This is a genomic window from Vibrio sp. ZF 223, from assembly GCF_003050585.1.
Classification (GTDB): domain Bacteria; phylum Pseudomonadota; class Gammaproteobacteria; order Enterobacterales; family Vibrionaceae; genus Vibrio; species Vibrio crassostreae.
The window spans coordinates 447,677-473,981 of the sequence record NZ_PIGB01000001.1 but is presented as its reverse complement, the minus strand read 5'-3'; the positions used below and the strand labels follow the sequence as shown (position 1 = coordinate 473,981).

General features: G+C 44.1%; 20 protein-coding genes. 7 read left to right on the top strand and 13 right to left on the bottom strand.

From position 1 onward, the window contains the following. Positions 1-54 precede the first annotated feature (54 nt). Together malQ and glgB are read left to right on the top strand one after the other, a co-directional pair. Positions 55-2,235 carry a 4-alpha-glucanotransferase gene (gene malQ / locus CWO13_RS02030; protein WP_048661012.1) on the top strand — a complete coding sequence of 727 codons (2,181 nt, stop codon included), beginning with the start codon at positions 55-57 and terminating at the stop codon, positions 2,233-2,235. 175 nt (positions 2,236-2,410) lie between these two features. Continuing rightward, positions 2,411-4,591 carry a 1,4-alpha-glucan branching protein GlgB gene (glgB, locus tag CWO13_RS02025; RefSeq protein WP_108082441.1) on the top strand — a complete coding sequence of 727 codons (2,181 nt, stop codon included), beginning with the start codon at positions 2,411-2,413 and terminating at the stop codon, positions 4,589-4,591. Between the two features lie 62 nt (positions 4,592-4,653). Here glgB and CWO13_RS02020 read toward each other — a convergent pair whose 3' ends face one another. From CWO13_RS02020 to CWO13_RS01995, 6 genes are all read right to left on the bottom strand, one after another. Continuing rightward, on the bottom strand, positions 4,654-5,130 hold the full coding sequence (locus CWO13_RS02020) for a hypothetical protein (protein WP_048662435.1): 477 nt from the start codon (positions 5,128-5,130) through the stop codon (positions 4,654-4,656). Positions 5,131-5,352: 222 nt separating this feature from the next. Continuing rightward, complete coding sequence (locus tag CWO13_RS02015) at positions 5,353-6,192, bottom strand: energy-coupling factor transporter transmembrane component T family protein (RefSeq protein ID WP_048661015.1); 840 nt, start codon at positions 6,190-6,192, stop codon at positions 5,353-5,355. After that, positions 6,189-7,883, bottom strand: a complete 1,695-nt coding sequence (locus tag CWO13_RS02010) for an ABC transporter ATP-binding protein (RefSeq protein WP_108082440.1) — start codon at positions 7,881-7,883, stop codon at positions 6,189-6,191. Before CWO13_RS02010 ends, CWO13_RS02015 begins: the two co-directional genes overlap by 4 nt. Positions 7,884-7,889: 6 nt before the next feature. Continuing rightward, positions 7,890-8,438, bottom strand: a complete 549-nt coding sequence (locus CWO13_RS02005) for an ECF-type riboflavin transporter substrate-binding protein (protein ID WP_004732085.1) — start codon at positions 8,436-8,438, stop codon at positions 7,890-7,892. Positions 8,439-8,741: 303 nt separating this feature from the next. Beyond that, on the bottom strand, positions 8,742-9,872 hold the full coding sequence (locus CWO13_RS02000; RefSeq protein ID WP_057623594.1) for an HlyD family secretion protein: 1,131 nt from the start codon (positions 9,870-9,872) through the stop codon (positions 8,742-8,744). Beyond that, positions 9,872-10,267 (bottom strand): DUF3302 domain-containing protein, encoded by a 396-nt coding sequence (locus tag CWO13_RS01995; RefSeq protein ID WP_048662431.1) that lies wholly within the window; start codon positions 10,265-10,267, stop codon positions 9,872-9,874. Before CWO13_RS01995 ends, CWO13_RS02000 begins: the two co-directional genes overlap by 1 nt. A gap of 274 nt (positions 10,268-10,541) precedes the next feature. Here CWO13_RS01995 and CWO13_RS01990 point away from each other — a divergent pair, with 274 nt between their 5' ends. Continuing rightward, positions 10,542-11,444, top strand: a complete 903-nt coding sequence (locus CWO13_RS01990) for a DMT family transporter (protein ID WP_107898349.1) — start codon at positions 10,542-10,544, stop codon at positions 11,442-11,444. A gap of 57 nt (positions 11,445-11,501) precedes the next feature. Here the strand turns inward: CWO13_RS01990 and CWO13_RS01985 are convergent, their stop codons facing one another. The 4 genes from CWO13_RS01985 to deoD form a co-directional block, all read right to left on the bottom strand. After that, the gene (locus tag CWO13_RS01985) at positions 11,502-13,082 is read right to left on the bottom strand and encodes a GGDEF domain-containing protein (RefSeq protein ID WP_102432075.1); all 1,581 of its coding nucleotides are present in this window, start codon (positions 13,080-13,082) and stop codon (positions 11,502-11,504) included. Then, on the bottom strand, positions 13,082-14,551 hold the full coding sequence (locus tag CWO13_RS01980) for a hypothetical protein (protein ID WP_108082439.1): 1,470 nt from the start codon (positions 14,549-14,551) through the stop codon (positions 13,082-13,084). Before CWO13_RS01980 ends, CWO13_RS01985 begins: the two co-directional genes overlap by 1 nt. Positions 14,552-14,737: 186 nt before the next feature. Beyond that, entirely contained in the window at positions 14,738-16,207 is a 1,470-nt protein-coding gene (locus CWO13_RS01975) for a lactate dehydrogenase (RefSeq protein ID WP_048661020.1), read from the bottom strand. An 82-nt stretch (positions 16,208-16,289) separates the two neighbouring features. Continuing rightward, on the bottom strand, positions 16,290-17,000 hold the full coding sequence (gene deoD / locus CWO13_RS01970) for a purine-nucleoside phosphorylase (protein ID WP_048661021.1): 711 nt from the start codon (positions 16,998-17,000) through the stop codon (positions 16,290-16,292). Positions 17,001-17,346: 346 nt separating this feature from the next. On the opposite strand from deoD, the gene CWO13_RS01965 reads away from it, so the two are divergent. Continuing rightward, positions 17,347-18,321 (top strand): L,D-transpeptidase family protein, encoded by a 975-nt coding sequence (locus CWO13_RS01965; protein ID WP_055319663.1) that lies wholly within the window; start codon positions 17,347-17,349, stop codon positions 18,319-18,321. 176 nt (positions 18,322-18,497) lie between these two features. Here CWO13_RS01965 and CWO13_RS01960 read toward each other — a convergent pair whose 3' ends face one another. After that, positions 18,498-18,764: an Lpp/OprI family alanine-zipper lipoprotein gene (locus CWO13_RS01960; RefSeq protein WP_017061882.1), complete on the bottom strand. Its 267-nt coding sequence runs from the start codon at positions 18,762-18,764 to the stop codon at positions 18,498-18,500. Between the two features lie 361 nt (positions 18,765-19,125). Here CWO13_RS01960 and CWO13_RS01955 point away from each other — a divergent pair, with 361 nt between their 5' ends. Continuing rightward, the gene (locus CWO13_RS01955) at positions 19,126-20,457 is read left to right on the top strand and encodes a DEAD/DEAH box helicase (RefSeq protein WP_108082438.1); all 1,332 of its coding nucleotides are present in this window, start codon (positions 19,126-19,128) and stop codon (positions 20,455-20,457) included. Positions 20,458-20,610: 153 nt separating this feature from the next. On the opposite strand, the gene CWO13_RS01950 is transcribed toward CWO13_RS01955, so the two are convergent. Then, positions 20,611-21,861 (bottom strand): SGNH/GDSL hydrolase family protein, encoded by a 1,251-nt coding sequence (locus CWO13_RS01950; protein WP_102432077.1) that lies wholly within the window; start codon positions 21,859-21,861, stop codon positions 20,611-20,613. A gap of 425 nt (positions 21,862-22,286) precedes the next feature. Here CWO13_RS01950 and CWO13_RS01945 point away from each other — a divergent pair, with 425 nt between their 5' ends. Continuing rightward, positions 22,287-23,228, top strand: a complete 942-nt coding sequence (locus CWO13_RS01945) for a lipase family alpha/beta hydrolase (RefSeq protein ID WP_102432078.1) — start codon at positions 22,287-22,289, stop codon at positions 23,226-23,228. A gap of 38 nt (positions 23,229-23,266) precedes the next feature. Beyond that, positions 23,267-24,160 carry a lipase secretion chaperone gene (locus tag CWO13_RS01940; protein ID WP_102319987.1) on the top strand — a complete coding sequence of 298 codons (894 nt, stop codon included), beginning with the start codon at positions 23,267-23,269 and terminating at the stop codon, positions 24,158-24,160. Between the two features lie 110 nt (positions 24,161-24,270). Here the strand turns inward: CWO13_RS01940 and CWO13_RS01935 are convergent, their stop codons facing one another. Then, the gene (locus tag CWO13_RS01935) at positions 24,271-25,914 is read right to left on the bottom strand and encodes a methyl-accepting chemotaxis protein (RefSeq protein ID WP_102432079.1); all 1,644 of its coding nucleotides are present in this window, start codon (positions 25,912-25,914) and stop codon (positions 24,271-24,273) included. Between the last annotated feature and the right edge of the window lie 391 nt (positions 25,915-26,305).

The window sequence follows — 26,305 nt, the reverse complement described above, 5'->3', positions numbered from 1 at the left end:
TTAAATTAACAACCCTACAAAATAGAAAGCGTCAGAACGTTTTCGGAGAGAGCGATGAAAGAACAGACCGTATTAAAACAAGTCGCAGAAATGGCAAACATTGCCGACAGTTACGTTAGTGCGTGGGGCGATGAAGCACAAGTATCAGACGAGACGATTACGTCTCTATTGGCTTCATTGGGCTACGATACAAGCAGCGATGATGCACTATTAAAGTCAGCAGAAAGAAAACACAAAAAAGATGTACTAGACCCAGTTCTTGTCTTGCGTGACGGTGAGCCAGTAGAAGTGGCGCTTAATCTAGGTGTAAGTGCTCGTGAAAGTGAGTTCAGCTGGCGCTTAGAAACCGAGCAAGGAGAGGTACTTGAAGGCTATCTTCAATCTCAAGTCGTTCGTGATGAGCGTGCTGAGGGTGGCCCTTTAGTGTTTGCATTGCCAAGTGATTTGGCATGGGGTTATCACAAGCTAATTGTGAGCCGTAAGCGCCGTAAGAAGCCTTACGAGATGACACTGATTATTACGCCAAAAGCGTGTTTCAAGCAGTCACCAATCGAGCAAGGCAAAAAGCTGTGGGGACCAAGTGTTCAACTTTACACACTAAGAACTCAGCACAACTGGGGTATTGGTGATTTCGGTGACCTAAAACAGCTTGTTGCTGATATCGCTTCTCGCGGCGGTGATTTCGTTGGTCTAAACCCAATCCACTCATTGTTCCCTGCGAACCCTGAAGGCGCGAGCCCATACAGCCCGTCTTCTCGTCGCTGGTTGAACATCCTATACATTGATGTGAGTTCAGTACCTGAATTCGCACTAAGTGCAGAAGCACAACAAACGGTAGGCAGCGCAGAGTTCCAGCAGCGTCTACAAAAAGCGCGTGAAGCACACTGGGTAAACTACACTGAAGTGTCTGAGCTGAAGATGAGCATCTTGCCTTTGCTATTTGCAGAGTTTAAGACTCGTCATTTAGACAAGAACAGTGACCGTGCACAAGCGTTCTTAGCCTTCGTAGAAGAGGGTGGCGACAGCCTAATGCATCAAGCCGCGTTTGATGCTCTACATGGTGAACTACACGCTGAAGATTCTGGCATGTGGGGATGGCCGGTATTCCCTGAGAAGTACCGTACATTCGACAGCCCAGCGACACAGAAGTACATCAAAGAGAACCTAGAAAACGTTCATCTGTACATGTACCTACAATGGCTAGCAGATTGCCAGATCAACGATGCACAGTCTCTTGCTGAAGAGAAAGGCATGGCTGTTGGCCTGTACCGTGACTTAGCGGTAGGTGTTGCAGATTCGGGCAGCGAAACTTGGGCTGACGAAGGCAACCTAGTGATGGATGCGAGCATTGGTGCTCCACCTGATATTCTTGGTCCTCTAGGCCAAAACTGGGGCTTACCACCACTGAACCCAGAAGTGCTTCAAGAAACAAGCTACGATGCTTACATCAAGCTACTTCGTGCGAACATGAAACATTGTGGTGCACTGCGTATTGACCACGTTTTAGGTCTACTGCGTTTGTGGTGGATTCCAAAGGGTGAAAATGCAACCAAAGGCGCTTACATCTACTACCCAGTACAAGACATGCTGTCGATTCTTGCGCTCGAATCTCACCGTTACCAATGTAGCGTTATCGGTGAAGATTTAGGCACGGTGCCTGATGAGATTGTAGACATTCTAGCAGATGCTGGCGTGCACTCTTACAAAGTGTTCTTCTTTGAAACATCAGAAGAAGACGGTGGTTTCATCTCACCGAAACACTATGCATCACAATCAATGGCGGCACTGTGTACGCACGATATGCCAACATTACGTGGCTTCTGGCACTGTGATGACTTGAAGATGGGCCAAGAGATTGGTTTATACCCAGATGCAGCACAGCTAGAAACTCTGTTCGATGACCGTCTTGAGTGCAAACAAGGTATCTTAGACTCAGTGGCATGGCATGGTTTCCTACCTGAAGGTGTGGGTCGCGATGCAAGCAAAGTACCGATGGATTCTTACCTTGCTGAAGCTCTTCAACTGCACGTAGCAGCTGGTGGTTCAACACTATTGAGTGTTCAGCTGGAAGATTGGTTAGAGATGGATAAGCCGGTAAACATTCCTGGCACGGTCGATGAGTATCCTAACTGGCGTCGTAAACTATCAATGAACTTGGACGAAATCTTTGCTCATGAAGGCGTTAATCGTATCGCTTCTAAGCTAACTGACGTTCGAGAAAAAGCAGGTAAGTAATGACGTTGAGTGACTTGAAATTAGGTGGTTTTTTGCTTACGCCGTACGAAACTACAACCTTGGTCACTCAATAATGAATGCTCATCTGGTAGAATAAACCGTCGTTATATTGCCCGCACTAATAGCGGGCATTTTTGTATTATATTTTTTGGATGTTTGGTTAGGGAGAAACGTTTTGGAACTAAGTTCGATTTCAAAGCAAAAACAAATATATACCCAACTATCACAGGCTTGCTTCACAGACCCATTTGCGTTTTTAGGTCCATACTTACCTTCTGATCAAGGTGCATTACGTGTATGGATTCCTGGAGCAGATAAAGTCGAGTTGATTGTTGGAAAGGAACCTCGTATTGAGTTATCGCGAGAGGGTGAAAGTGGTTTCATTCTTAAGCAAGAGAGAGATTTGCGTTTCACTCACTATAAGCTTGCGGTTGATTGGGCTGGTATAGAACAGATCATCGATGATCCGTACCAGTACCACGATCTGTACGCGAGCTACGAAGATCTTCACACACCGAAAGATATGTACCATCACATGGGGGCTCAGTTTATTACGCTAGAGCGTGATGGACAGACGATTGCAGGTACTCGTTTCTTGGTGTATGCACCGCACGCAACAGCGGCAAGCTTGATAGGTAACTTCAACGCTTGGGATGGTCGCCGCCACCCAATGCAACGCTTAGATTACGGTATGTGGGGCCTATTCATTCCTGAACTGGAAGAGGGCGCTCAATACAAGTTTGAATTAAAAGGACCAAATGGCGAAGGCTTACCGCATAAAGCCGACCCATGGGGTTTTTACTCAGAGCAATACCCATCATTTTCTTCTGTGACTTACGATCACGCTCGTTACGAGTGGCAAGATACTAAGTGGCAGAATCGTCCAGTGACGCAAAAGCGTAAAGAAGCGCTTTCGTTCTATGAACTGCACGCGGGTTCTTGGAAGCGTAACGCTGAAGGTGAGTTCTTAAATTATCGCGAGCTTGCGGCAGAGCTGATCCCATACCTAACAGATCTTGGCTACACGCACGTTGAGCTAATGCCAGTTTCAGAGCACCCATTCTACGGTTCTTGGGGCTATCAGCCAGTAGGTCTATTTGCACCGACTAGCCGTTTTGGTTCTCCAGATGATTTCAAATACTTCGTCGATCAGTGTCACCAAGCGGGTCTTGGTGTTGTTCTGGATTGGGTTCCTGCTCACTTCCCAAGTGATGATCACGGCCTAGCAAACTTCGACGGTACGCCATTGTTCCATGATCCAGATCCACGTCGTGGTTGGCACCAAGATTGGAACTCGTACATTTACGATTTAGGCAAAGAGCATGTACGTCGCTTCTTAGTTTCTAACGCATTGTACTGGTTCGAGCAATTCCACATTGATGGCATTCGTGTTGATGCAGTCGCTTCGATGCTTTACCTCGATTACTCGCGCAGCCATGATCAATGGATTCCGAACGCAGACGGCGGCAACGAAAACTACGATGCTATCGCTACGCTTAAGTGGATGAACGAAGAAGTATACAAGCACTTCCCGAATGCGATGACAATTGCTGAAGAGTCTACCGCTTTCCCGGGTGTTTCAGCACCGACCTTTATGGGCGGCTTAGGTTTCGGCTTTAAGTGGAACATGGGTTGGATGCACGATAGCTTGTCTTACATCCAAGAAGATCCAATCAACCGTAAATATCACCACGATACGATTACCTTCCCGTTAGTTTACGCTCACAGTGAGAACTACGTATTGTCTCTGTCTCACGATGAGGTGGTTTACGGTAAGGGCTCTATCCACAACAAGATGCCTGGTGATGAATGGCAGCAAACGGCAAACCTTCGTGCTTATATGGGTTACATGTATGCTCAGCCGGGCAAGAAGCTGAATTTCATGGGTGCAGAATTTGGTCAGACGGCCGAATGGAACCATGATGACCAATTGCAATGGTTCTTGTTAGATTATGATCGTCATCAAGGTGTTCAGCGTTTAACGAAAGACCTGAATAATCTGTACCGCTCTGAAGCTGCAATGCACGATCTTGATTTTGACCCGAAAGGCTTTGAGTGGCGTCTACAGGACTCTGCTGAAGCGAGCATTCTTGCACATGAGCGCATCAGTGAATCTGGTGAGCGTGTATTAGTTGTCTCTAACTTTACACCCGTTCCTCACGAGCATTTCCGCTTAGGTGTTCCTGCAAAAGGTGAGTACTCACTACTGTTGAATACAGACTCAACTGATTATGCGGGCAGTGGTTTTGAAGTGAAGCAGACAGCTGAGATTGAATCGGTAGAAAGCGAAGGTCTAGACACTTCGATTGAGCTGCGTTTACCGCCACTTTCAACAATATTCTATAAGTTGAAATAAGCGCTAGCTTAAAATAAGACGGGAGCCGAAAGGCTCCCATTTTTTTGTTGTCAGTTGCTGTTTTACGCTGGAGTTCTACTAAAATTGGTGAGTTGTAGTAGTGAGCGTCCAATGACCACTTCAATGATCGCCCTTGCATCAGCCCCGAACCTTTCAGTCATCTTTTGGCGAAATTCACCATCAACTTGTAAGTTGAACTCTTCTGGAACACAGTTTTGCGATGCATGGAAAAACATTAGTTTGATAGAGTGTCTAAAAGGTTTTTCAGTAAGTGCGCTTTGCCAAGAGCGATAAAACGTCTCCTGATCTGAAAAGTCTAATGACTTCATCATAATAGCTAATACGTGTTCATGTAAGACAGTTCTTACTGCACGTGTTGAAGGATAGTACCCTTGCAACGTAGTTAAACTAATGCCGATTTCTTGAGCAATCCTTGCATAAGTTAGCGCTTCATGTCCTTCTGCTAGAAAAAGATTTAATACGATTTCATCGTAGTTTTTTTGATTTTCTATTTTCTGAGCTTGGGTAATTCGAGCCATTACAAATCTCTATTGAGTGTAACATTCTGTAAACACATATATTAATAGTTTCTGATAGAGATCTCAAAGCCTAGAGGTAATAAAAACGTCAGTTTATCGTCAAAATTCGATAGATATAGATCGTTCGCTTGAATTTCAACCAGCTCTAAGTCCATATAAAAACACCGCTCTATTGAGCGGTGTGTTATCTAAAGTCTTTGTTTATATTGCTAATTCAGAAAGCTAGAACGGATACCAAAATAACTGCGGCTCTAGAATGCGTTTCGCAATGGCTAACACCACGATAAAAGCGATGACACTCAAACAAACAAAGTCGATACGTTTCAAAGGTGCATAGCTATACCAAGTGCGAGATTTATGTCGTCCGAAACCGCGCAGTGTCATCGCATTTGAGATCTCATCTGCTCTATCTAAGCTTGAAAAAATCAATGGCCCTAACACTTTAGCAACATTTTTGATACGGGTAATGAGTGGTGCCTTCTTAGATAGTTCTACTCCACGAGCCTGTTGAGCGTGCATGATATTGATGAAGTCCTTCTTAACCTCAGGCAAGTAACGCAGGGTTAAACTCACCGCATAAGCAATTTTGTAAGGAACTCCGATACGGTTGAGACTCGCTGCAAACTCAGTTGGATGCGTTGTGAAGACAAAAATCAACGCTATCGGGAACATGCTCATGTACTTGAGCGTGACAGTGACTAAGTAAAACAGAGTCTCTTGGCTCAATGAGTAATTGCCAGGAAGCGTCAATAATAATGTTTCACTGCCGATGAGCTCTGTACCTTGCTGTGGAGCCAATAGATACATGAACAAAGCATTTAGGCTCAGAACACTTGCAGTACCAATCAATAGCGGCTTGTAAACACGAACAGGAACTTGAGTCAGCTTTAATAGATATAAGCCAGTCAGGATCAAAACAACGATGAGTCTAAGATCGAACGTTGTAAGAACAACGGTTACCCAAGCTAAAAACAGTGCAAACTTGGTGATGCCATTGAGAGCGTGTAGCGGTGATTTGGTATCAATGTAATTGATGCCGAATTTTACTTTTGATGCATTCATTGAGCACTTCTCTCGTAGTCGATGAAGTACTGCATAAATGCATTGGTGTCGTCGATTTTCATCATGGTCGCGAGTTCATAAATGCTGGTGGTACAAAGATTTGCGCGTTCTAACAGCGAAGGCTGACTGAATACTTCTGTCATCGCGGTATTGGCAATCAGCTTGCTGTCTGCAATCACGATTGAACGTGTGGTGTACTCTAGAACGAGGTGCATGTCGTGTGAGATGATTACAACAGTAATACCCAAATCACGATTAAGCTTTTGGATGAATGCCAGCATCGATGTGTAGTTACGGTAGTCTTGACCTGCAGTCGGTTCATCCAAGATAAGAAGCTCAGGCTCCAGTACTAAGATAGACGCGATGGTTACACGTTTTTTCTGACCGTAGCTCAGTGCTTCAATCGGCCAGTGGCGGAACTTACTCAGCCCACACAACTCAAGAACATGCTCTACTTTTTCTGTGATCAGCTCTTCTGCAATGTTGCGGTTACGAAGACCAAAAGCAACCTCGTCAAAAATCATATGATGCGAGATCATATGATTTGGGTTCTGCATCACGACACCGACTTTCTGGCTTCTTTCAAAGATAGAAAGTTCAGATAGGTCTTCACCATTTAGATAGGAAGAGCCTGAATCGGCATCGATCACACCCATGATGAGTTTAGTGATGGTTGATTTACCCGAACCGTTTTTGCCCAGAATCGAAACAAACTCACCTTTGCCAATCTTGAAGCTGACATTTTCGAGTGCGTTCTTCTCGCCGTCATAAGAATAAGTCAGACCATGAACTTCGAGTAAAGGTGGGTACTGCTTCTCTGCTACCGGGGCTGGGCGCTCAGCAAACCAAGCTTGAACAGCAGGGCGGAACCTTTTGTAGTCTAAAGCTTTGAGGTTTGACAGCTTGTCTTCGCTGGTTAGTGGGGCTTTCGCCGCCTTAAGCGCCGACAAGTAAAGCGGTTCACGAATACCGTGTGTATCAAGTAATTCAGAAGCCAAGATTTCATCGGGTGTCGTGTCAGCGACGATTTCACCGCGTTCCATTAAGATCACGCGGTCGATATCGCGATGTAGGACATCCTCGAGGCGGTGCTCGATAATCACGATGGTCTTGTTGGTTTCTTTATGCAGCTGGTCGATGATCTCAATCGTTGCCTTACCCGTTTTAGGGTCAAGGCTTGCTAGAGGCTCATCAAACAACAAGATATCAACGTCGTCAACTAAGATGCCCGCTAATGATACTCGCTGCTTTTGACCACCAGAAAGGTCATGAGGTGAACGCTCAAGCATGCCCGCTAGGTCGACCATTTTTGCAGTCGACTTAACTAACGGGTACATATCAATGTTCGACATCAACTGGTTTTCGAGTGCGAAAGCGATATCTTCACCGATACTTAAACCCACAAACTGGCTGTCAGTATCTTGTAATACCGTGCCGACTTGCTCGGTATAATCGTGCATCGAAAACTCAGAGGTATTCTTGCCGTTTATCTCTAAAGAGCCCGTTACCTCACCTTTGATTGCATGAGGTATCAAACCATTGAGACACTGACCTAGGGTAGATTTACCACTACCACTTGGTCCAATAATGACGATTTTCTCTCCTTTCTCTATCCTTAGATTGATATTTTTTAGCGTCGGTTTATCCAGCGACTCATATCTAAAAGAGAAGTTCGAAAATGCTATAGTCATTATCGCTTATGCCTCAGTCAGGTTGCGGCTTTGTTTGTTGCGTTTAGCGACTGATTTTAGGATCAGGAAGCCCACAACAGCGATCAGAACGGTGTTACCCGCTGCGATGATAGACAGTTGAGTGAAGACTTTAGTAAACGGTTCTGCGTATAGGATGGTGTCTAGGAACGCAGAGCAGCCATAGCCTACAACGTTACCTGCAAGGGCCAGTATCACGAACAATACAAAATCTTTCATTGGCAGTTCGCCTTGTTGAAGACGGTTCTTAGTCATCATAGGGAACAAGCCGATAACCATGCCTACTATACCTGAGCCTAAAACCCAAGTTAACCACACGCCCCAACCTGCGAACAGATCCGTAACCCAGTGACCGATAAAGCCAACTAAGAAGCCAACAATTGGGCCGAACAAAACAGAAAATAGTGCTAGGACTGCCATCGCTGGTTTCAATGTCGTGTTCGCAAACACTGGAACACCAAACATAGGTAAACCACCAATGCCGTACAGTGCCGCGCCAATGGCAATAACGACCACTGTTTTAGCTGAAAAGTTCATAGATAACCTCGAATACTGAAAGATAAAGCTGAATAAAGAACGAATATTCGCCATTATTAATATGCGTCTCAATGAGAACGTTTTTTGGGCAAATATAAAAAATAAGGCGCGCATTATACAGTAGAACCCTTCCATAAGGGAAGGTAAGTGTCTAGATGTCTAAAATTCCATCTGAACACTTAAATATCGTGTAAAAAGCGCAATTTTACGGTTAATCAAGCAACAAAAAAGCCAGAGCAGGGTCTGGCTTTTTCATTCGTCTTAACAATGTGTTAAGCGGCTTCGTCGCATATCTACGACCGTTTAGTGGTCTAGGTATAGATAGTTTTGCCAACTCTTCATACGAATAAGCACCTTACGCATGATAGATACGTGAGTGAAGCTGTCAGAATAAACCGAAACCTCAACCGCAGTACCCATAGGTAGATGGTATTCAGATAGGTCATCTGTGATGGTTAACTTAACAAACACGCGACCACTGGTACGCAGAGCATCAGTACCTAGTAAAGCACCTCGAGCTTGGAATTGGCTCTCACCAATCGCAGGCAATACTTCATCAATACGGCCTTTAAACACTTTGCCTGGTAGAGCTCTGAATAAGAACTCAGCTTCGAACCCTGGTTGCAGACGCTGCAATGAGTTTTGTCTAAAAGCAGCGGTGTAGAACTGAGCTTCGGTGTGAACAAATGTCATCACTGGAGCCAGTGGAAGTGGCACGGCCATGACTCCTGGGCGAAGGGCAAGTTGCGTCACATAACCATCTGTTGGCGCACGAACGATAGTTTGGTCTAAGTCAAATTGGGCTTTACGTAAATCGGCAAGTAAACCTGCAACGGCTGTGTTCTCGCCACCAATTTCTGAGTTGAGTGCGATTTGAGCTTGTTGTTGATTCGCCTCTGCAACTTTCACTGCAGCTTCTGCACCTTTGTACGCTTGTCGACGAGTATCGAGTTGTTGCTCGGTAAATGCGCCACTTTCGAACCCACGTTTGTATCGAGAGAATTCACGCTGTGCTTTGTCTCTTTCTGCAATTGCTTTTATTTTGGCGGCTTCAGCCTCTCCCACTTGAGACTCTAAGCCTAGAGCGCCTTGGCTCGCTTCTTTGACTTGCGCTTCCAGTTTTGCAACGGCCGCTTCAAAAGGGATAGGGTCGATCTTGAAAAGGATATCGCCTTTCTGAAGAGGCTTATTCGCTTCAACAGGAACTTCAATTACTTTGCCGCGCACACCAGAAACAATCGGTGTTGTTGAGTAAACTTGGTTACCGATTTGCGTGAACGGATGGTTGTAGTTCATCAATAGAATCAAAGTACCTATGAGTACGACCCCACCAAGTACCGCAGTTGGAACCGTCCACTTGTTTAGAGGGATATTGAATACTTTGAAAATCGTAATACAAAGTGCCGCGTAGGTCATTATCAGCAGTAAATCCATTACTTAGCCTCCTGATCTTGAACGTTGGTGGTCTCTTTCTCTGTGCTGTTTTGCACAGTAGCCGCTTGTTTGAGTTGGGCAATTTCGTCCTGAAGTGTGCTCACTTGGTCGATTAGAGAGTCGACACGGTGATGAATGTCGTGTTGTTCTTCTTCAAGCTTAGCGAAGCCCCAGCCACGATCTTTGCGCCACAACGTAGCCCAAATCCAAAGGAACGGCCAAATAGTGTGTAAAGTGAATAGGCTAACCCAGCCTGAGACGTGAATGGCATCTTGATGAGGGTGGTTGCGTTCTTTCGCAATTTCATAGGGAATATCGTGAATAACGATGATGCCGTAAAAGATGACTAATGCTACGAAAATCAGTAGACCGAGTGCAAAGTAGTCTAAAAACATAACAGATCCTTGTAATGTTAGATGTTAAGTTATAAATATACTACGCTATCATCCAAGTAATTGTTATAAAAATGATTTACCAATTTGAAATAATATGTTGTCGCTTCTTATGTGACTCAAAGCATGGATGGATCTTATAAAATTCAATCGTATTTGAAGAGGTTATTTCGGCTTCTTTGTTGGTATTCAAGCTGACATGATGACAGTTCCGATTCAAACGATGCGCATAGCCATAGCCATAGTCATAACAACAAAAAATAAAGGACAAACACGGATGTATGTAGGTGAATTGGCGGCCATTGGTGCTGCGATTGTGTGGGCGTGTGCGACATGGATTTATGGACAATTTGGACATCGCTTCTCTGCAATGCAACTGAATATTGTTAAGGGTGTAGTGGCATCTGGGATGATGTTGCTGGTAATGCCTCTTATCCCAATGCCGGATTTTGAGCTTAGTACCAACCATTTTCTGATATTGGCAATTTCAGGTGTAATTGGAATAGCGATCGGAGATAGCGCCTATTTTGCGGCATTGAAAAGAATCGGCGCCAATAAGACTCTACTATTGGAATCTTTGGCACCGCCTCTTTCTGGTGTATTAGCGTTGATGTTCCTTGGCGCTGTATTGACATTGCAAAGCTGGCTCGGTGTCGTGATTACAACACTAGCGGTGACCTTCGTCGTCTTCCAGCCATCAAAATCGGCGAGCGGTGATTCGAATGACAAAGCGGAGTGGGGTGGCATTGGTTATGGGCTTGTGGCGAGTGTTTGTCAGGCATCTGGTGTGGTTATTTCTCATTACGCGTTAGTGGCGGGTGACATTCCACCATTGTTAGGTGCTTTGATTCGCCTGACGATTGGCGTGTCTGTCGTAATGCTAATTATCCCTTTCGTTGAAAAGAAGCCTTATTCATCGATAAAAAGAGATTTATGGGAAATGACCAAGCTCGACAAACTTTGGTTATTAGGGGCGATCTTTGTTGGGACGTTTCTCGCCCTTTGGCTCCAGCAAGTGGCGCTGAAAAATGCTAACCCTGCGGTTGCACAAACATTGATAGCGACCAGCCCTGTCTTTATTTTGGTGATTTATGCGCTGAAAGGGGAAAAGGTGTCAAAGCAAAGTGTCATCGGCACACTTGTCGCCCTTGCGGGAATTTCTCTGTTCTTTTATCAATAAGGGGCAGGCTTTTAGTTACAGAGCTAAAGAGCTAAAGAGGTAAAGAGTGCCATGGCTCTACTCTGTACAGACTTGATTGCGGCCGTTGGCTTTAGCTCGGTATAGCGCTTTATCGGCACGGTAGAAGGTGCGTTGAGTATTCTCTCCGTCACGATGCAAAGTGATACCGATACTCACGGTCAAACCGCGCTCCCCAAGTATTTCATGCCATCCGAACTGGAAGATGCGTTCTCGATAATTTTCAGAGTGCATTTCTGCCTTAGCGAGATCGCTGTTCTCTAGGATGACCAAAAACTCTTCTCCGCCAAATCGTACACAGGATGCACCTCTGAACTTGAAGTACGATCTAAGCTCTTGAGAGACGCTGACGATCGCTTTATCACCCACTAAGTGGCTTAGTTCATCATTGATAGACTTAAAGTGGTCAATATCGATAACCATCAATGCGAAAGAGGTGTCGTGCAGCAGCATATCTTTCAGTTTCACATCTAACCAACGACGGTTGTGTAATCCTGTCAATGGATCGGTGAATACGTCTTGTTGAAGTTGAGCAACCGCATTCTTGTGTTGCTCAGTCGTCTCTTTTAGTTCTTTGTTTTCTTGTTCAGAGAGAATGAGTTTGAGTTGTAACTCAAAACGAGACAAGCGGCGTAACTGGCTTGCACCGAGTTCACTGATCGGGATCTGCTTCATTAGATCGGTTTCAATTCGGTAGCCTTTTTTCTCATAGCTTAGCGCTTCTTGAAAACGTCCTTGATTCATACACACGTCACTCAGCGAATCGTAGAATCGCTTCGCAAGCACTGGCGACGAGTAGGCTTTCACACGTTTGTCTGTGCTCGACAAAATCATGCTCGCGTAGTCTTGCTTGCCAGTTGCACTTAGACAATGTGCTAGCTCTAGACGAGTCATAGTCGAAAGCCAGCTTGCTTGAGTGCTGTTGGCTGGGTATTGAACCTTGGACAGACAGCGTAGCGCTTCATGATATTTTTTCTTAGCGCGCAGCACCTTTGCTTGGTAAAGCAATATTTGAGCTGTGAGTAACTTGTCACTCACCAAAATACTCAGTTCTTCGCACTCATTCAGTAAATCGCTGGCTGCAGTAATACGGTTGAGCAGAAGCAAGCTCGCCACCATATGCAGCTTGAATTTGAGGCGAAGTGAGCGACTGCTTATCGCATGGTCTATGCTGCTGATTTTTTGGTAATAACGAAGGGCTCTGTTGTGATCGCCATAGGAATCACACAGGTTCCCCATGCCTAAAATTGCTAGTACATACTCATCGATATGGCCGTGTTCAACCGCGATTGTCGATGAACTGATGAATTCATTGAGTGCTGACGTGTAATCACCAATTTCAACTAAGCGGTCACTTAGGCTGGTCTTGACTGTCAGAATGTCTTCAATATCGGCAGGAAGGTGGAGCAGATCGAGTGCTCGTCTCAACTCTTCGATACTGGTTTGATTTTGTTGTAACTCGGCACGGTATTCAGAGCTGATGATATAGCAGTGCGCTTGCTCTGTTTGCGTTGTCGAAACGTGCTGGCGAATGTGGTTCCAGAAGATGATCGCTTCTTCACCTGATACCGATGAAGGGTCTAAACCGGCGTCTGTGATCTTGCTTAATAGCGTTTCCATTATTCTATTACCTCAGCATCGTCTTCTTCTAATTGTTCAAGCGTAAACGGGAACGTCAAAATATCATTGAGGCTGACGGTCGGTCTTGAACCTTTTAATCCTTTTCTATGCCAAGGATAAATATCAAGCATGGTGCTGAGAGTTTGGAAGGTTTGCTCTGCGGCTTCGCCTTTTTCGGAAAGCATAAGAGCCACACGTTCAGAACTTAGCCTTGCAATGAAGTCATTCTGGTTACATAAAGCATGAGCAATCTCGGTACAGACATCTAAGTAATCAGTATCGACATGATGGAACATAATGATGCTGTGGTTTGAACGCTTAAGCTCTGTCTTAAAGAGGACCAGTTTTTCCCACCAAAAGGTTTCAGAGACAACGTAAGATAGGTGCTTTTCAGGATCGTATTCGTGTTGGCCACGAATACGATTAATCAGCTTTCGTGCCCTCTGTTCAAGCTGGCGTTTTGAACTGCGTGCTTTGTCCAAACCGACACGATTAGTTTGCTCTTTAAGCATGCCGATAGAATATTGACGGTACTTTTTAAAGGCGACTAATGCTGCTTTGAAATCCTGGTTTTCTTCTGCAACCAAGGACTGTTGGTAACAAATTTGGCTAAGCAATTCACCATTATCAAATTCATTGGCGGATTGTTCAGCGAGTCTCAGTAATTCTGCCGCTTGTTCTGGCCTTTTTCTCAGGAGATCCAATCGAGCTCGACTGATGTATGAATGCGCCTTCATCCAAACTAGGTTGTGTTCGACTGCCAGACTGTGCGCTTTGGCAGTGGCGCGCTCTGCGTCATCTAAGCGTTCAAGACCAAGTAGAGCAAGGCCTCGGAAGTCCCATACTTCTGCATGCCAAGTGTTATCTTTATGGTCTTTTAATGCTTCTTCTGCACCGTCTAGTACCGATAGCATTTCAACATAGTTGTTGAGCAGATAGTAATCCCACGCGAGCAGTATTCTGGCTTTGCCCTCTAACCAACCAATGCGGCTGTTGTTAGCCACTTTAACGGCAAGTTGGTGAGTAGAACGTGCAAGTTTATATTCGTGGGTCATTCGCCAAATATTGCCGAGACCAATGAGGCATTCAATTTGAACTTCGACTTCATCAACCAACGCAGATTGCTCTAAAGCATTGATCCAAAACTGTTGGGCGGAATAATATTTGGCTTGCCCCCAGAACTGGAGAGCGTGTAAATGGAGGATTTCAGGGAGAAAAAGGTCGGTATCTAATCGGCTTTGGCGCTTATAGGCTTCCTTGATGTGCTTTAAACCTTTCTGGTAATCCATCAGGTTCCAGCTACACCTTGCCATTAACATCAATGACTGGATGGCACCCTCTTCAAACAGAACTTGCTCTGATCTGACTAGGCACTGTTGAGCGATCTCTAGGATCACCGATGGCTCAGAGTCAACACGAGTTTTGAGTTTTTCTAATTCTGTTTCAAGAAGGTACTGATTTTTGTCCAAGACTTAGATCCATGATTATCGAACATATTGATAACACAATCATTATAAGAGTGTAATTTGAGATAAGCACCAATTATCTTTCTTAGAGCGTCAAAGGAACATCGATCTTTTCTAATTATGGGTGTTACCTCATGTTGTTGCTTTAAAATCAATGAGTTCCCGAATAATTATCTAGAGGCTTTGTTGCTATGAAAGTAGTTGCTTTAGAGTTAATGGCTGCTCTGCTACGCCCAAGCGTTGCGCTGCCGTGAGCCCTTGCTTATCTTGGTAGCACAGATTGTGCCAAGCTCTAAATATGTCGAGCAATGGAAGAATGCCCCCAGGACGAAGTTTACGTCTGGGCTCATTGATGAAGCTATCAAATAACAGCTGAAAGCGCTGTTGATAGAACTTAGTTTGTTGAATTGAGGCCGTGTTAAACCACTGTTTTGGTTCTGGATTGTTACCTGTTAGGTAGCAGATGCCTTTCTGATTATCACCTTGATTCGCAATAGCCCAACGATCTCGCCACCAACTCATATGAACGATGTCGATCTTTTCAAAACTTTGATCGTCTTGCCAGCCTGAATCTTCCTCTACATACATAAGGTCAATATTTTGACTCTGAATGCGCGGCAAACATACGCTTAAAGCGGCAGATCTTAGTAATGGATCTTGTGGCATATAGATGGCGACATGTTTGTCTTCATTACACATATCCAACACATGTAGGAAGTGAGCATAAGAGGTATAAGGCGGTCGAATTAGTGCGCCTTTTGAAGGGTAGCTAAATGTGGTGAGGTTACCCATAGGGTCCTCAACGTTACCTCTCGCAAGAATCACTTGGTACTGCTGTTCAATGCGCTCTTTTAGTTTGTCAGAGGGCTGAGGTAGTTCGAGATTCGCTTCTGAAGAGTGCTCTTTGGATACAAAGCGTGCAACATCATCATAAGGGTTGTGGTCGACATTCCCTGATGGCTCTTCATTTTGAGAGTAGTTAACGTGTTGGCAAAGGATGTAGCCAGAATGCGCCTCGCCAGTCGCTATCCAAACCACACCGTTGTTACTTTGTGGCTGTAGACGCTGGTAGTGAGATGCGAACTCGTAATCTTTCGCATGGTTAACCCATCGTGCATCGATCATCGCTAATTTACGACGACAACGGCTCGCGATATGGTCAACATGATCATAGAAAGTCTTTGGATTGATCTCTAATTTTCTACAGATTTCACGTACGGAATAGCCCATGAACAGTAAGCCCATGAGGTTTTCTTGAAATTGAAGTTTTTTATTGGATCCAGACCATTTATCAACGAAGGTTGATTGGCAGTCTTTGCATCGATAACGCTGCCTGTCGCCACTATAGCCGAAGGCATGATAAAGATGTTTGTGGGTATGAACCGATAAGCCGAAGTTATCGCAATCATCATTACGACAAGCAGGGAGCCCATCGCTGTGAAGTTGTCTTAGGCGATGAAGTTCGCTTAACACTTCACGATTGTTAAGTAAGGGGGGGAAAGCTCCACATTCACGACAAACCATCGCTGGACGCTTAGGGTTAGCGTGTTGCAAAACATACCGTTTTGCATCGCTCAAGCCAAAGTTGTCACACGCCAATGTTTTACAAAAGTTGAGTTGCAAACCATCCGCATCTTTTGGCAGCTTGTCGTTAGACACGATCTCCCCCTCGGGATTATTTGAGCAGCCAAGCGAGCTTGGCTGCGGGGTAACGCTTTTCAATGTATCTTTTATCAAGTCGTTAGATGTTGATTGCTGTCTCTAGAGCAACTTTCATCATGTCGTTGAAAGACTTTTGACGCTCTTCAGAGCTTAGTTTCTCGCCACGGATGATGTGGTCAGATACTGTTAGGATAGTCAATGCTTTAGCACCAAGGTCTGCAGCAACACCGTAGATACCAGCTGCTTCCATATCAACACCTAGGATGCCTAGTTTTTCCATTTTTTCGAAAAGGTCAGCTTCTGGAGTGTAGAAAAGGTCAGCAGAGAATACGTTACCAACTTTAACTGGAACTTCTTGTGCACGTGCTTGGTTTACTGCTTCTTCTAGAAGGCCGAAATCAGCGATAGCCGCGAAGTCGTGGTTGTTGAAACGAATACGGTTTACTTTTGAGTCAGTAGAAGCACCCATACCGATAACAACGTCCATTAGTTTAACGTCGTCACGTACTGCGCCACAGCTACCTACACGAATAACATTTTTCACACCGTACTCAGCGATAAGCTCGTGTACGTAGATGCAGCATGATGGGATACCCATACCGTGGCCCATTACAGAAACTTTCTTACCTTTGTAAGTGCCTGTGTAGCCAAACATGTTGCGAACGTCACAAACTTGCTTCACGTCATCAAGGAATGTTTCTGCAATGTATTTTGCGCGAAGCGGGTCGCCCGGCATAAGTACTGTTTCTGCGAAATCACCAGCTTGAGCATTAATATGAGGTGTAGCCATGGTCGTTCTCCAAAGTTTAAACGGTAATTATAGGAACAGGATTTAATCAATTACCGATTCTGTTGAATTGAATTCGTTTTGTTGAGGCAATATTAGCGAGTTAGAACGTGGCTCCATGAGACTTTAGTCACAAAATAGGTCTGTCATTATAGTTTTATTAATATTGATAACCAAATATGTTGAAAGCGTAAAGGCAATCGATTTTGTATGGGTAAATTGCAAGCCAATGAGAGGAAAAGGCCCACATATAAACTTGTTGCCTATCAGTTTCGAGACAACAATACGTTGTAGAGACGTTTGATCAGCGATAATCTAAACTTTGATAAAAGACAAACCAAGGATTTGTATGTCGTATTGCGCTAACTCGACGCCTTTGCAGTCAATGAAAACCCGACTACACAGGGCAGCATCGCTTGTTGTAAGAACTACTTTGCTTGCCAGTGGAATAGCTTCATCGTGGGTGTCTGCTGCAACCTTTGAATTGCCACCAACAGAAAGCCGTATTGTTGGCAGAATACAGCAGCATGAAGTGGTGGCGGGCGAAACCTTGGCCATCATTGCCAAGCAATACGATATTGGTTTCCTCTCTTTAATGGCAGCCAACAAAGGAGTGGATCCTTTTCTTCCCGCGGAAGGTTATGTGTTGAGCATTCCAAGTCGTCTGATTCTGCCTGATACCCCAAGAAAGGGGATTGTTATCAACCTTGCTGAGTTGAGGTTGTACTACTTTGAGCCCGATAAAAATCAAGTACATGTTTTTCCTGTCGGCATCGGTCGAGTGGGACGCGATACCCCCGAGATGATCACCAAGATAAGTCAAAAAAGACCGAATCCAACATGGACGCCACCAAATTCAATCCGCAAAGAGTATCTTGAAAAGGGCATTGAATTACCGAGAGTGGTTCCTGCCGGACCGGAAAACCCATTGGGTGAGTACGCTTTGAGGCTTGCTTATGGCGCTGGTGACTACTTGATCCATGGTACTAATAAAGACTTCGGAATAGGTTTACGAGTTAGCTCTGGTTGTATCCGAATGGAACCTAAGGATATTGAATGGCTGTTTGAGCAAGTGAACCGTGGCGAACAGGTCACCATTATCAATGAGCCAATCAAAGTGTCACTAGAGCCAGATAGAAGTGTGTTTGTCGAAGCGCACGAACCATTAACTCGAAGTGATGGTTCAAAGAAATCATTACAGATCCCTGTGGAATTAAAATGGTGGCTTGAAGACGCAGAACTGCCTAATTCAAAAGCGAAGGCGGTTATCTTTGCTCAAAACGGCGTGCCTGTAGAGATAGCACCACCTGTGATTGAGTTTTAATTCGATTGCCTCTTCTGTAACAAGGGGCGGTTTCCCTTTCTCTACTCGAATTAGTCCCTTCTACTCAAGTTAGTATCGCCCAAAAAAAAGCACCACATCCGTTAAGAGGTGGTGCTGTCCATATACTGCTTTTGCGACTTATTTAAACTACAGCTTAATCGCACTTAGATCTCAGACTACTTAGTGTACGACTCAGCGATGTTGTCGATACGTTCGTTAGCACGATCCGCTTCTTCTTTTGCTGCCATAGCGGCTGCTTCTGCTTCTTGTGCCTTCATTTCTGCGGCTGCTTTGTCACTCTTAAGTGCTTCAACTTCGCTAGTAAGTTGAGCAACTTGGTTAGTTAGTTGATCCATTTCTGACACTGCAGCTTCTTCTGGCTCTGAAGAACAACCGGCTAAAATGAAAACTGAGGCTGCAGCTGCGATTAACGTCTTATTCATAAGAACTCCTTGCTTATTTATCATCAAAAGATGCGCTATACATTCTCTATCATATAGTCGCTTCATTAATGATTGTAGCGACTAATTTTTTAACTGCAAAAACAATAAATAAAGAAATTGCTAAATTTTTGAGGTAATTAGCTGAGCATCACGTTCTGTCTCACTTATGAGATGAAGGGTTTAGAGGCGACTGTAATGTGTTCTTGGAGAGCCATCCCTTTGTTGGCAATGCATACAATGTTCTAGCTAGAGATAGATTAAAGGATAAATTTACTGTGATCTCTATCCTTATAAAGTACTTTCGCGGTATCATGTCACGTTAAATTAATTTTATTCAATACCATCATGACTGGAGAGTCCTTTGCACTTTAAAGATTTAGGCTTAGATAACCGCTTACTGAAGAACTTAAAACATTACGACTTCAAGAAGGCGACAGAGATCCAATCAAAAGCGATCCCTGTTGCTATTGCTGGTAAGGATCTATTGGCTTCATCAAAAACGGGATCAGGAAAAACATTGGCGTTTGTGTTGCCAATGATACATAAGGCTTTAAAAACAAAAGCGTTTTCTGCTAAAGATCCTCGTGGTGTAATTTTGACTCCTACTCGTGAGCTGGCTAAGCAAGTTTATGGTGAACTGCGTAGCATGCTTGGTGGTTTATCTTACGAAGCGGCGCTTATCTTGGGTGGCGAAAACTTTAACGACCAAGTTAAAGCACTGCGTAAGTACCCTCGTTTTATCGTTGCAACTCCAGGTCGTCTTGCTGACCACTTAGAACATCGTTCATTGTTCCTAGATGGTGTTGAAACGCTAATCCTTGATGAAGCAGACCGTATGCTTGACCTGGGTTTCGCTCCAGAACTTCGTCGCATTGCTAATGCTGCTAAACACCGTCGTCGTCAGACACTAATGTTCTCTGCAACGTTAGATCACGCTGAAGTAAACGGCATTGCCAATGAAATGCTAGATGCGCCTAAGCGTATCTCTGTTGGTGTTTCTAACGAGCAGCATTTAGATATCACTCAGAAATTCTACCTATGTGATCACCTCGATCACAAAGAAGCGATTCTAGACCGTGTACTAGAAGAAGCTGAATACCGTCAGGTAATGATCTTCACTGCAACTCGTGCTGATACCGATCGTCTAACAGATAAGTTGAACGAGAAGAAGCTTAAAGCGGTTGCACTGAGTGGTAACCTAAACCAAACGCAACGTAATGCTATTATGAGCCAGTTTGAGCGTGCGGTTTACAAAATCTTGGTAACAACCGATGTTGCTTCTCGTGGTATCGATATTCCAAACGTGAGCCACGTTATTAACTTTGATATGCCGAAGCACACCGAAGAGTATGTTCACCGTGTTGGTCGTACTGGCCGTGCAGGTAACAAAGGCGATGCAATCTCTTTGGTTGGTCCAAAAGACTGGGACAGCTTCAAGCGTGTTGAGCTTTACCTTCAACAAGATCTAACTTTCTCAGTGCTTGAAGGCCTAAAAGGTAAGTTCAAAGGCATCAAGCCTCGTAAACCAGCCTTCAAGAAGGGCGGTCCAGCTAAGAAAGCGGGCAAACCTCAAGCGAAGAAGACAGCGAAGAAGCCAGTTAAACGTGATAAGAGCTTCCACCAAAATGTGGCAGTGGGTGATACCGTGTTTATCCCTAAGAAGAAAGTTGCGCCAAAAACTGACGATGAGTAACCAACTCGCGTGAGCCAAAAGCTAACGTAAATAAAAACCGCCAATATTAGGCGGTTTTTTTGTGTCTGTACCTTGTCTATTTCTCGTCTCCCTTTATCTTGCCCTATGCTCATTTAACTTCTGAAAAGCTTGAAAGGACACCTATCCTTGCATCTATTCAAAGTCGAAGGTCGAAAATGAAGACATGAGAATATTATCCGCTAGATATTTATGGATTGCGGTAGTTGGGTGCGTCACGCCCCAAAACACATAGCGGTCTGAACCATAGGTTGCGCATTCGTTAGTTAAGCTATGGCGATATAAGTAATCGGAAGCTGAATGGCGCTGAATATCTAAACATGCATCTGTGGCGTTCTGAAATCCATGTTGCTGCGGGTTTTCAGTAATGTGGTTAAACAGATCATGAGCATTGAAAAGTACGACATTGACCCCCCTAGCTTGGTAATACTCAGCTTGCTCTTTGATGAAGAGGTTAAACTCAATTATTTTGCTATGCACAATAGAAATTTCATCTTCTGTCGAGTATTTAAATTGTGGAGCTTTTGTGGCGTCAGGGAGAGTGAAGAGCAAAATGTTTTGAGCACCACTTCCCGTTAAACGAATTAGAGCGCTGCTGAAATCAGCTTTTACATCAGCCACCGATCGTTCGTAATTCATAAAGTCGTTAAGGCCGAACTCCAAAGTAAATAACGAGTTTTCTGGACGGTAATTCTTCGCGGCTTCCATGTATTTCAGGTACGACGTGACTTGGTCATAAACTCCTTTGAGGACTCCATACTGATTTGTGCCTGCCGCCCCACCAACTGCCCAGTTATACAGAGGTATGTTTTTCTCTCTAGCTAGGTACTCAGTCCAGACTAAGCCATTTGAGAAGTGACCTAAGAACCATGAGTTGGCATTGGGAAGAACCCATTGCGAACCGTTGAATAAGTTTCCAGTATCAGAAAGGCTATCCCCAAATGTGATGATTCGATTAATTTTATTATCTTGGAGTTCTTCGTCATTGGTCCATATTGAGTGGTTGTAGGAGAACCGACTGTCTGCTGCAAAATAAGTGATGTCGGCGGCATCATGCTGGATGTCTAGTGTCTCTTCGCAACGTTGTTCTATTTCTGATTGTGGTGTTCCACTAAAGAACATGTTTTTATACGATGAGGGCGACCACCAATATCCATCGATAGTGTAGTAATTGCCATCTTCGTTTCTTGCCCATTTCCAATCAGTTGCAACTGAGTCATTCGATATGTCGGTTCGGTACCAGCATCTGATATATGATCGTGTATCAAGCATCTGCCCTTGTGCTACTTCGTCAGGAATTGTTGCATCTAGAGGCATTGATGTATCGGCGATAGCTGATGCAATTAGAGGCATTGTCAACGTAAATACCAAGATCATTTTCTTCATTTTAGAGTACTCATTTAGCAAAGTAAGTAAGGTTAATTACTTTATTATTAATAATAAGAATAAATATCATTTAGGCAATGTATTGAATATTACTCATTGTTGCGTCAATAACTCATATGAAGCACGTATAATAAGTGTTACATAGATCCAACTTTCAACGGTTTTGCGTTCATTAATTTTTATCTGGGCGAGAGTCCATACCTACTTTATTAACATTTACTATTAATAGTTATCTCACTTAATTATTATTAATCAATTGCTTACTTGTTTTATCGTTTATTGTGACTTTGGTTGAGCAATGTTCATCACTACTGTTTAATTCCAGTTCAATCTCACAAATATCGAGTCCCTACTTTCTGTTTTATAAAATCATCAACTACGGTTCTTTTACTCATCAGAGGTCTAATCTGTTTAAGGAAAGAGCATTGAAAAAGATATTAATTTGGACGATAGCTTGTCTATCCAGTTTTGGTGCCTATGCAGGAACGAGCGCATCGGCATTAGAAGTCAGCGGATACACTGAAACGAAATATCCCATTGTGTTGGTACATGGCTTGTTTGGCTTCGATACATTGGCGGGCGTCGACTATTTTTATGGCGTACCGGAATCTCTGACAAAAGATGGCGCGAGTGTATACGTCGCTCAGGTTTCTGCGACCAACAGCTCTGAAGTGCGTGGAGAGCAGTTGCTGGCTCAAGTTGAAACACTGTTAGCCGCGACCGGGGCAAGTAAGGTGAACCTAGTTGGTCACAGCCACGGCGGACCAACAGCGCGCTATGTGGCTTCAGTTCGTCCTGATCTGGTAGCTTCAGTGACAAGCATTGGTGGCGTCCATAAAGGATCTAAAGTTGCCGATCTCGTGCGTGGAAGCGTATCAGAAGGCTCAGCTGCGGAAGGTATCGCGGTTAAGTTGGCTGGTGGATTGACGACACTGATTAACCTTTTATCTGGTGGAACGGATCTAGACCAAGATGGCCTTGCATCTCTTGAAGCGTTGACCACTGAAGGTTCGCTTGCATTCAACCAGTTTTACCCTGAAGGCGTTCCGACGTCTGCGTGTGGTGATGGTGAATGGCAAGCAAACAACGGTGTTTATTACTATTCATGGACAGGATCTTCCACTTTTACCAACCTTCTGGATCCTACCGACGGAGCGATGACAATCCTTGGTTTAGCTTTTAATGAACCTAATGACGGGTTAGTGGGAGCATGTAGCGCGCATTTGGGCAAAGTGATTGGTGATGATTACAAAATGAACCACCTAGATGAGATTAATGGGTTGTTGGGTATTCATCATCTCTTTGAGACTGATCCAGTGACGTTATATCGCCAACACGCGAATCGATTGAAGTTGGCTGGCCTGTAAGTCGCGCTGCCCAAAGTTAAGATCATAAGGAAAATATAATGAAAAAGACCGCCATTTTGTCGATAACCACGATAGCCCTGATGAGCACAGCGGCGGTCTTTTTATATCTAAAGAAGGAAGAGGTAAGTTCATATAATAACAACGAACAAAGCGCTTCTTCATTGAAGGTTAGCTCTCAACAAGATACCGAAATCGATAGTGCGTCAGCCAAAGACATGATGGAATATTTCGTGTCAGGCAATACAGAATTAACCCTCGAAGAGATTCGTGACAATGTGGCAAATCACCACGAGCAATCACAAGCAGCGGTGGTCGATGAAGCATTGTTCGCAAAGTATCTTGAGTACAAGTCGGCACTGACAACATTGGATGTTCAATTCGACACCACCTCAATATCCGCAGAGGACTTACGCGCGCTGAATCAAGCTCTGCTTGACCTTCAAACTCAATTTTTCAGTGAGAGCGAGATAAGTATCCTGTTTACCCATGACAATAAAATGAGGGAAATCGCTTTAGAAAAGTTACTTCTGAAACAAGAAGGGCTAGAGGAACAAGAATATCAGCAAAGGCTTGAATCTTACCTATCTGAACAACCCGATTATGTTCAGTCCAGTCATCAAAATCAGGTTTTATTACAGCAACTATCCAACTCACAAGGTCTAGACGAACAAGGTAAATACTTGAAGAGAAATGAACTGGTTGGCGAAGAAGCGACACAGAGGCTCGAAGCACTCGATAAACAAAGAGCGGACTTTGAAGGAGCTTTAGAGATTTATTTTGTTGAACGAAATGACATTTTGAATGACTCAGCCCTCTCGACAATTGAGCAACAAGAGACGATCGCTCAGCTTAGAGAAGCTCATTTTCAGCCACAACAGCTTAGAAGGGTAGAAGCGATTGAGAGAATCAGAGCCGCTGAGAACGGCCAGTAAGGTTTGGTGATTTAGTCAAAAATCTATCGAAAATAAAAAACCAGTCAAGAGTGACTGGTTTTTTATTATGGGTGAGTTGCAAGGTAAATAAAGCTAAATGTCTTTATCCCTTAAACCTTAAAATAATCCAACTGCTGCTTTTGCTGCTCGGCTAGGTTAGATAGCTCATGGCTCGCTGCTGCGGCTTGAGTAATACCGGTTACGTTTTGGCTTACTAGGCTGTAGATGTTTGAGATATTACGGTTGATGTCTGCTGTCACTTGGCTTTGTTCTTCTGCGGCAGAGGCAACTTGAGTGTTAATTTCTGTCATGTCGGTTACTGAGTTAGCAATACCAGAAAGTGCTGCGCTCACCTCGCCTGAGAGTGTTTGGTTGTGCTCTAACATAGACAGTGAACTGCTCATGCTCTCATTGGCGTTACCCGATTGAACCTGCAAGCCTTCGATAATTGCTTGGATCTCTTTGGTTGAATCTTGCGTACGAGCAGCCAGCATTCGAACTTCATCGGCTACAACTGCGAAACCACGGCCACTCTCACCAGCTCGTGCGGCTTCGATTGCTGCGTTAAGCGCAAGCAGGTTAGTTTGTTCAGAGATGCTTTGAATCACCTCAATCACTTTACCAATTTGTTCAGAGTGCTCTTTTAGCGTGCCTACAACGTTCGCAGCTTCGCTGAGCTGAATCGCCATTTGCTCATTGGCTTGGTTGCTTTCATTAAACAAGCTCATACTGTGCGTCGCCATTTCGTCGGCTTGCTTGGAAGCTGAATCGGCTTGTACTGCATTCTCGTTTACGTGCGATGCTGTGCTCTCAAGTTGGTTCACGGCAGAAGCCACTTGTTCCACTTCTTGCTTCTCTTGATCAGAGTTCGCACTTGATTGCGTCATTACTGCCGCCAACTCTGTTGATGCAGACGCCACTTCAATACTGATTCGAGATAGTGAACTTACGGTGTCGCGCAATTGCTCAACGGATTTGTTTACGTCTTGGGCAAGGCGAGATATTTCGTTGTCGCCATGCTCTTCCGCTTTTACTAGCAGGTTACCTTTTGCTACTTCGCGCATGGTTTCTTGGATATTGCTAAGCGGCTTAACAATGATGCCAGCTAGCGTCCAGCTGATGACTAATGCGATTGAAAGAATCACTAACAGTGCGATGGTTGCGGTGTTGAGTGTGCTGGTGTGTTGCTGGCCATTGATGTCCACTTCTTGAGTGGCAATACGGTTCAGTTGCTTTGAGAGGAGGTTGATAGCTTGCACCATTTCGTTACCCGCGTGACGATATTGGTCGATTGCGATCTGATAGCGGTTATCAAAGTCAGAAGGTAGCGCTGCGCTGCCATGTTTTGCTCTTAATAGAGGAAGCATAGTGGTGCGAGAAAAATCGACATAGTGATTCATCGCTTTGCTCATTGCGGCTACTTCATCTTGCATGCCTGGCACTGTGTCTAATGAGTTCAGTAGGCGAGTATTTTGGTCGCGTTTTTGGTTTAGTGTTTCAACCAGTGTTTTTACGTCATCAGCATTGAATAGGCTGTAGATCGCTTTGATGCGCATGCCATAGCTGTTGTCGACGATTTCACTGAGTTCTTCTTTATGTAGGATGAGTTGATCGGTTGCTGTTGATACATCTTTAAAAGCGTTTTCCAGTTTGTCACCACCGATGATGACACCCGTCAAAAGTAATACGACAGAAAAGAGTACTGGAATGAGAATTTGTATTTTTATCGATAAGCCACTGAGAAGTTGGCGCATGTAATGTCCCTCTTTGAATAAATAAATGAGCAGAAGCAATTGTTATTATTGTTATTAGTCAGTGATTCTAACTTCTGAGAATGACAATTCAATCAGTAATAGATTCGATTTTGATATATGCGATAGGTATTTCATAAATTCTGATTATTTATCGTACAAACAAGGCTTTAGCCATTTTTAAGATAGGGTTATTTAACACAGAACCCTGTGTGGTATTAGGTAATGAAAGGGATGGCGAGATATTGAGCGGTTTGGCTTAAATAGGTTGGAATGAATATTCAGTGCCTATAAGTGAGGCTAATTTATTACTTCAAGGTTTATTTGGTAGGGGGAAAACAAGAAAATAAATTGTAGTTGTCATATAGCCTTCAATTAAGTGAAACACAACTGT

Excerpts from the sequence above, each read along its gene's own strand:
- CWO13_RS01990 (WP_107898349.1), top strand. The coding sequence starts at position 10,542 with ATGTATGTAGGTGAATTGGCGGCCATTGGTGCTGCGATTGTGTGGGCG.
- malQ (WP_048661012.1), top strand. The coding sequence starts at position 55 with ATGAAAGAACAGACCGTATTAAAACAAGTCGCAGAAATGGCAAACATT.
- CWO13_RS02000 (WP_057623594.1), bottom strand. The coding sequence starts at position 9,872 with ATGGATTTACTGCTGATAATGACCTACGCGGCACTTTGTATTACGATT.
- CWO13_RS02005 (WP_004732085.1), bottom strand. The coding sequence starts at position 8,438 with ATGAACTTTTCAGCTAAAACAGTGGTCGTTATTGCCATTGGCGCGGCA.
- CWO13_RS01940 (WP_102319987.1), top strand. The coding sequence starts at position 23,267 with ATGAAAAAGACCGCCATTTTGTCGATAACCACGATAGCCCTGATGAGC.
- CWO13_RS01950 (WP_102432077.1), bottom strand. The coding sequence starts at position 21,861 with ATGAAGAAAATGATCTTGGTATTTACGTTGACAATGCCTCTAATTGCA.
- CWO13_RS02015 (WP_048661015.1), bottom strand. The coding sequence starts at position 6,192 with ATGAATGCATCAAAAGTAAAATTCGGCATCAATTACATTGATACCAAA.
- CWO13_RS02010 (WP_108082440.1), bottom strand. The coding sequence starts at position 7,883 with ATGACTATAGCATTTTCGAACTTCTCTTTTAGATATGAGTCGCTGGAT.
- CWO13_RS02020 (WP_048662435.1), bottom strand. The coding sequence starts at position 5,130 with ATGGCTCGAATTACCCAAGCTCAGAAAATAGAAAATCAAAAAAACTAC.
- CWO13_RS01995 (WP_048662431.1), bottom strand. The coding sequence starts at position 10,267 with ATGTTTTTAGACTACTTTGCACTCGGTCTACTGATTTTCGTAGCATTA.
- CWO13_RS01960 (WP_017061882.1), bottom strand. The coding sequence starts at position 18,764 with ATGAATAAGACGTTAATCGCAGCTGCAGCCTCAGTTTTCATTTTAGCC.
- CWO13_RS01985 (WP_102432075.1), bottom strand. The coding sequence starts at position 13,082 with ATGGAAACGCTATTAAGCAAGATCACAGACGCCGGTTTAGACCCTTCA.
- CWO13_RS01965 (WP_055319663.1), top strand. The coding sequence starts at position 17,347 with ATGTCGTATTGCGCTAACTCGACGCCTTTGCAGTCAATGAAAACCCGA.
- deoD (WP_048661021.1), bottom strand. The coding sequence starts at position 17,000 with ATGGCTACACCTCATATTAATGCTCAAGCTGGTGATTTCGCAGAAACA.
- CWO13_RS01935 (WP_102432079.1), bottom strand. The coding sequence starts at position 25,914 with ATGCGCCAACTTCTCAGTGGCTTATCGATAAAAATACAAATTCTCATT.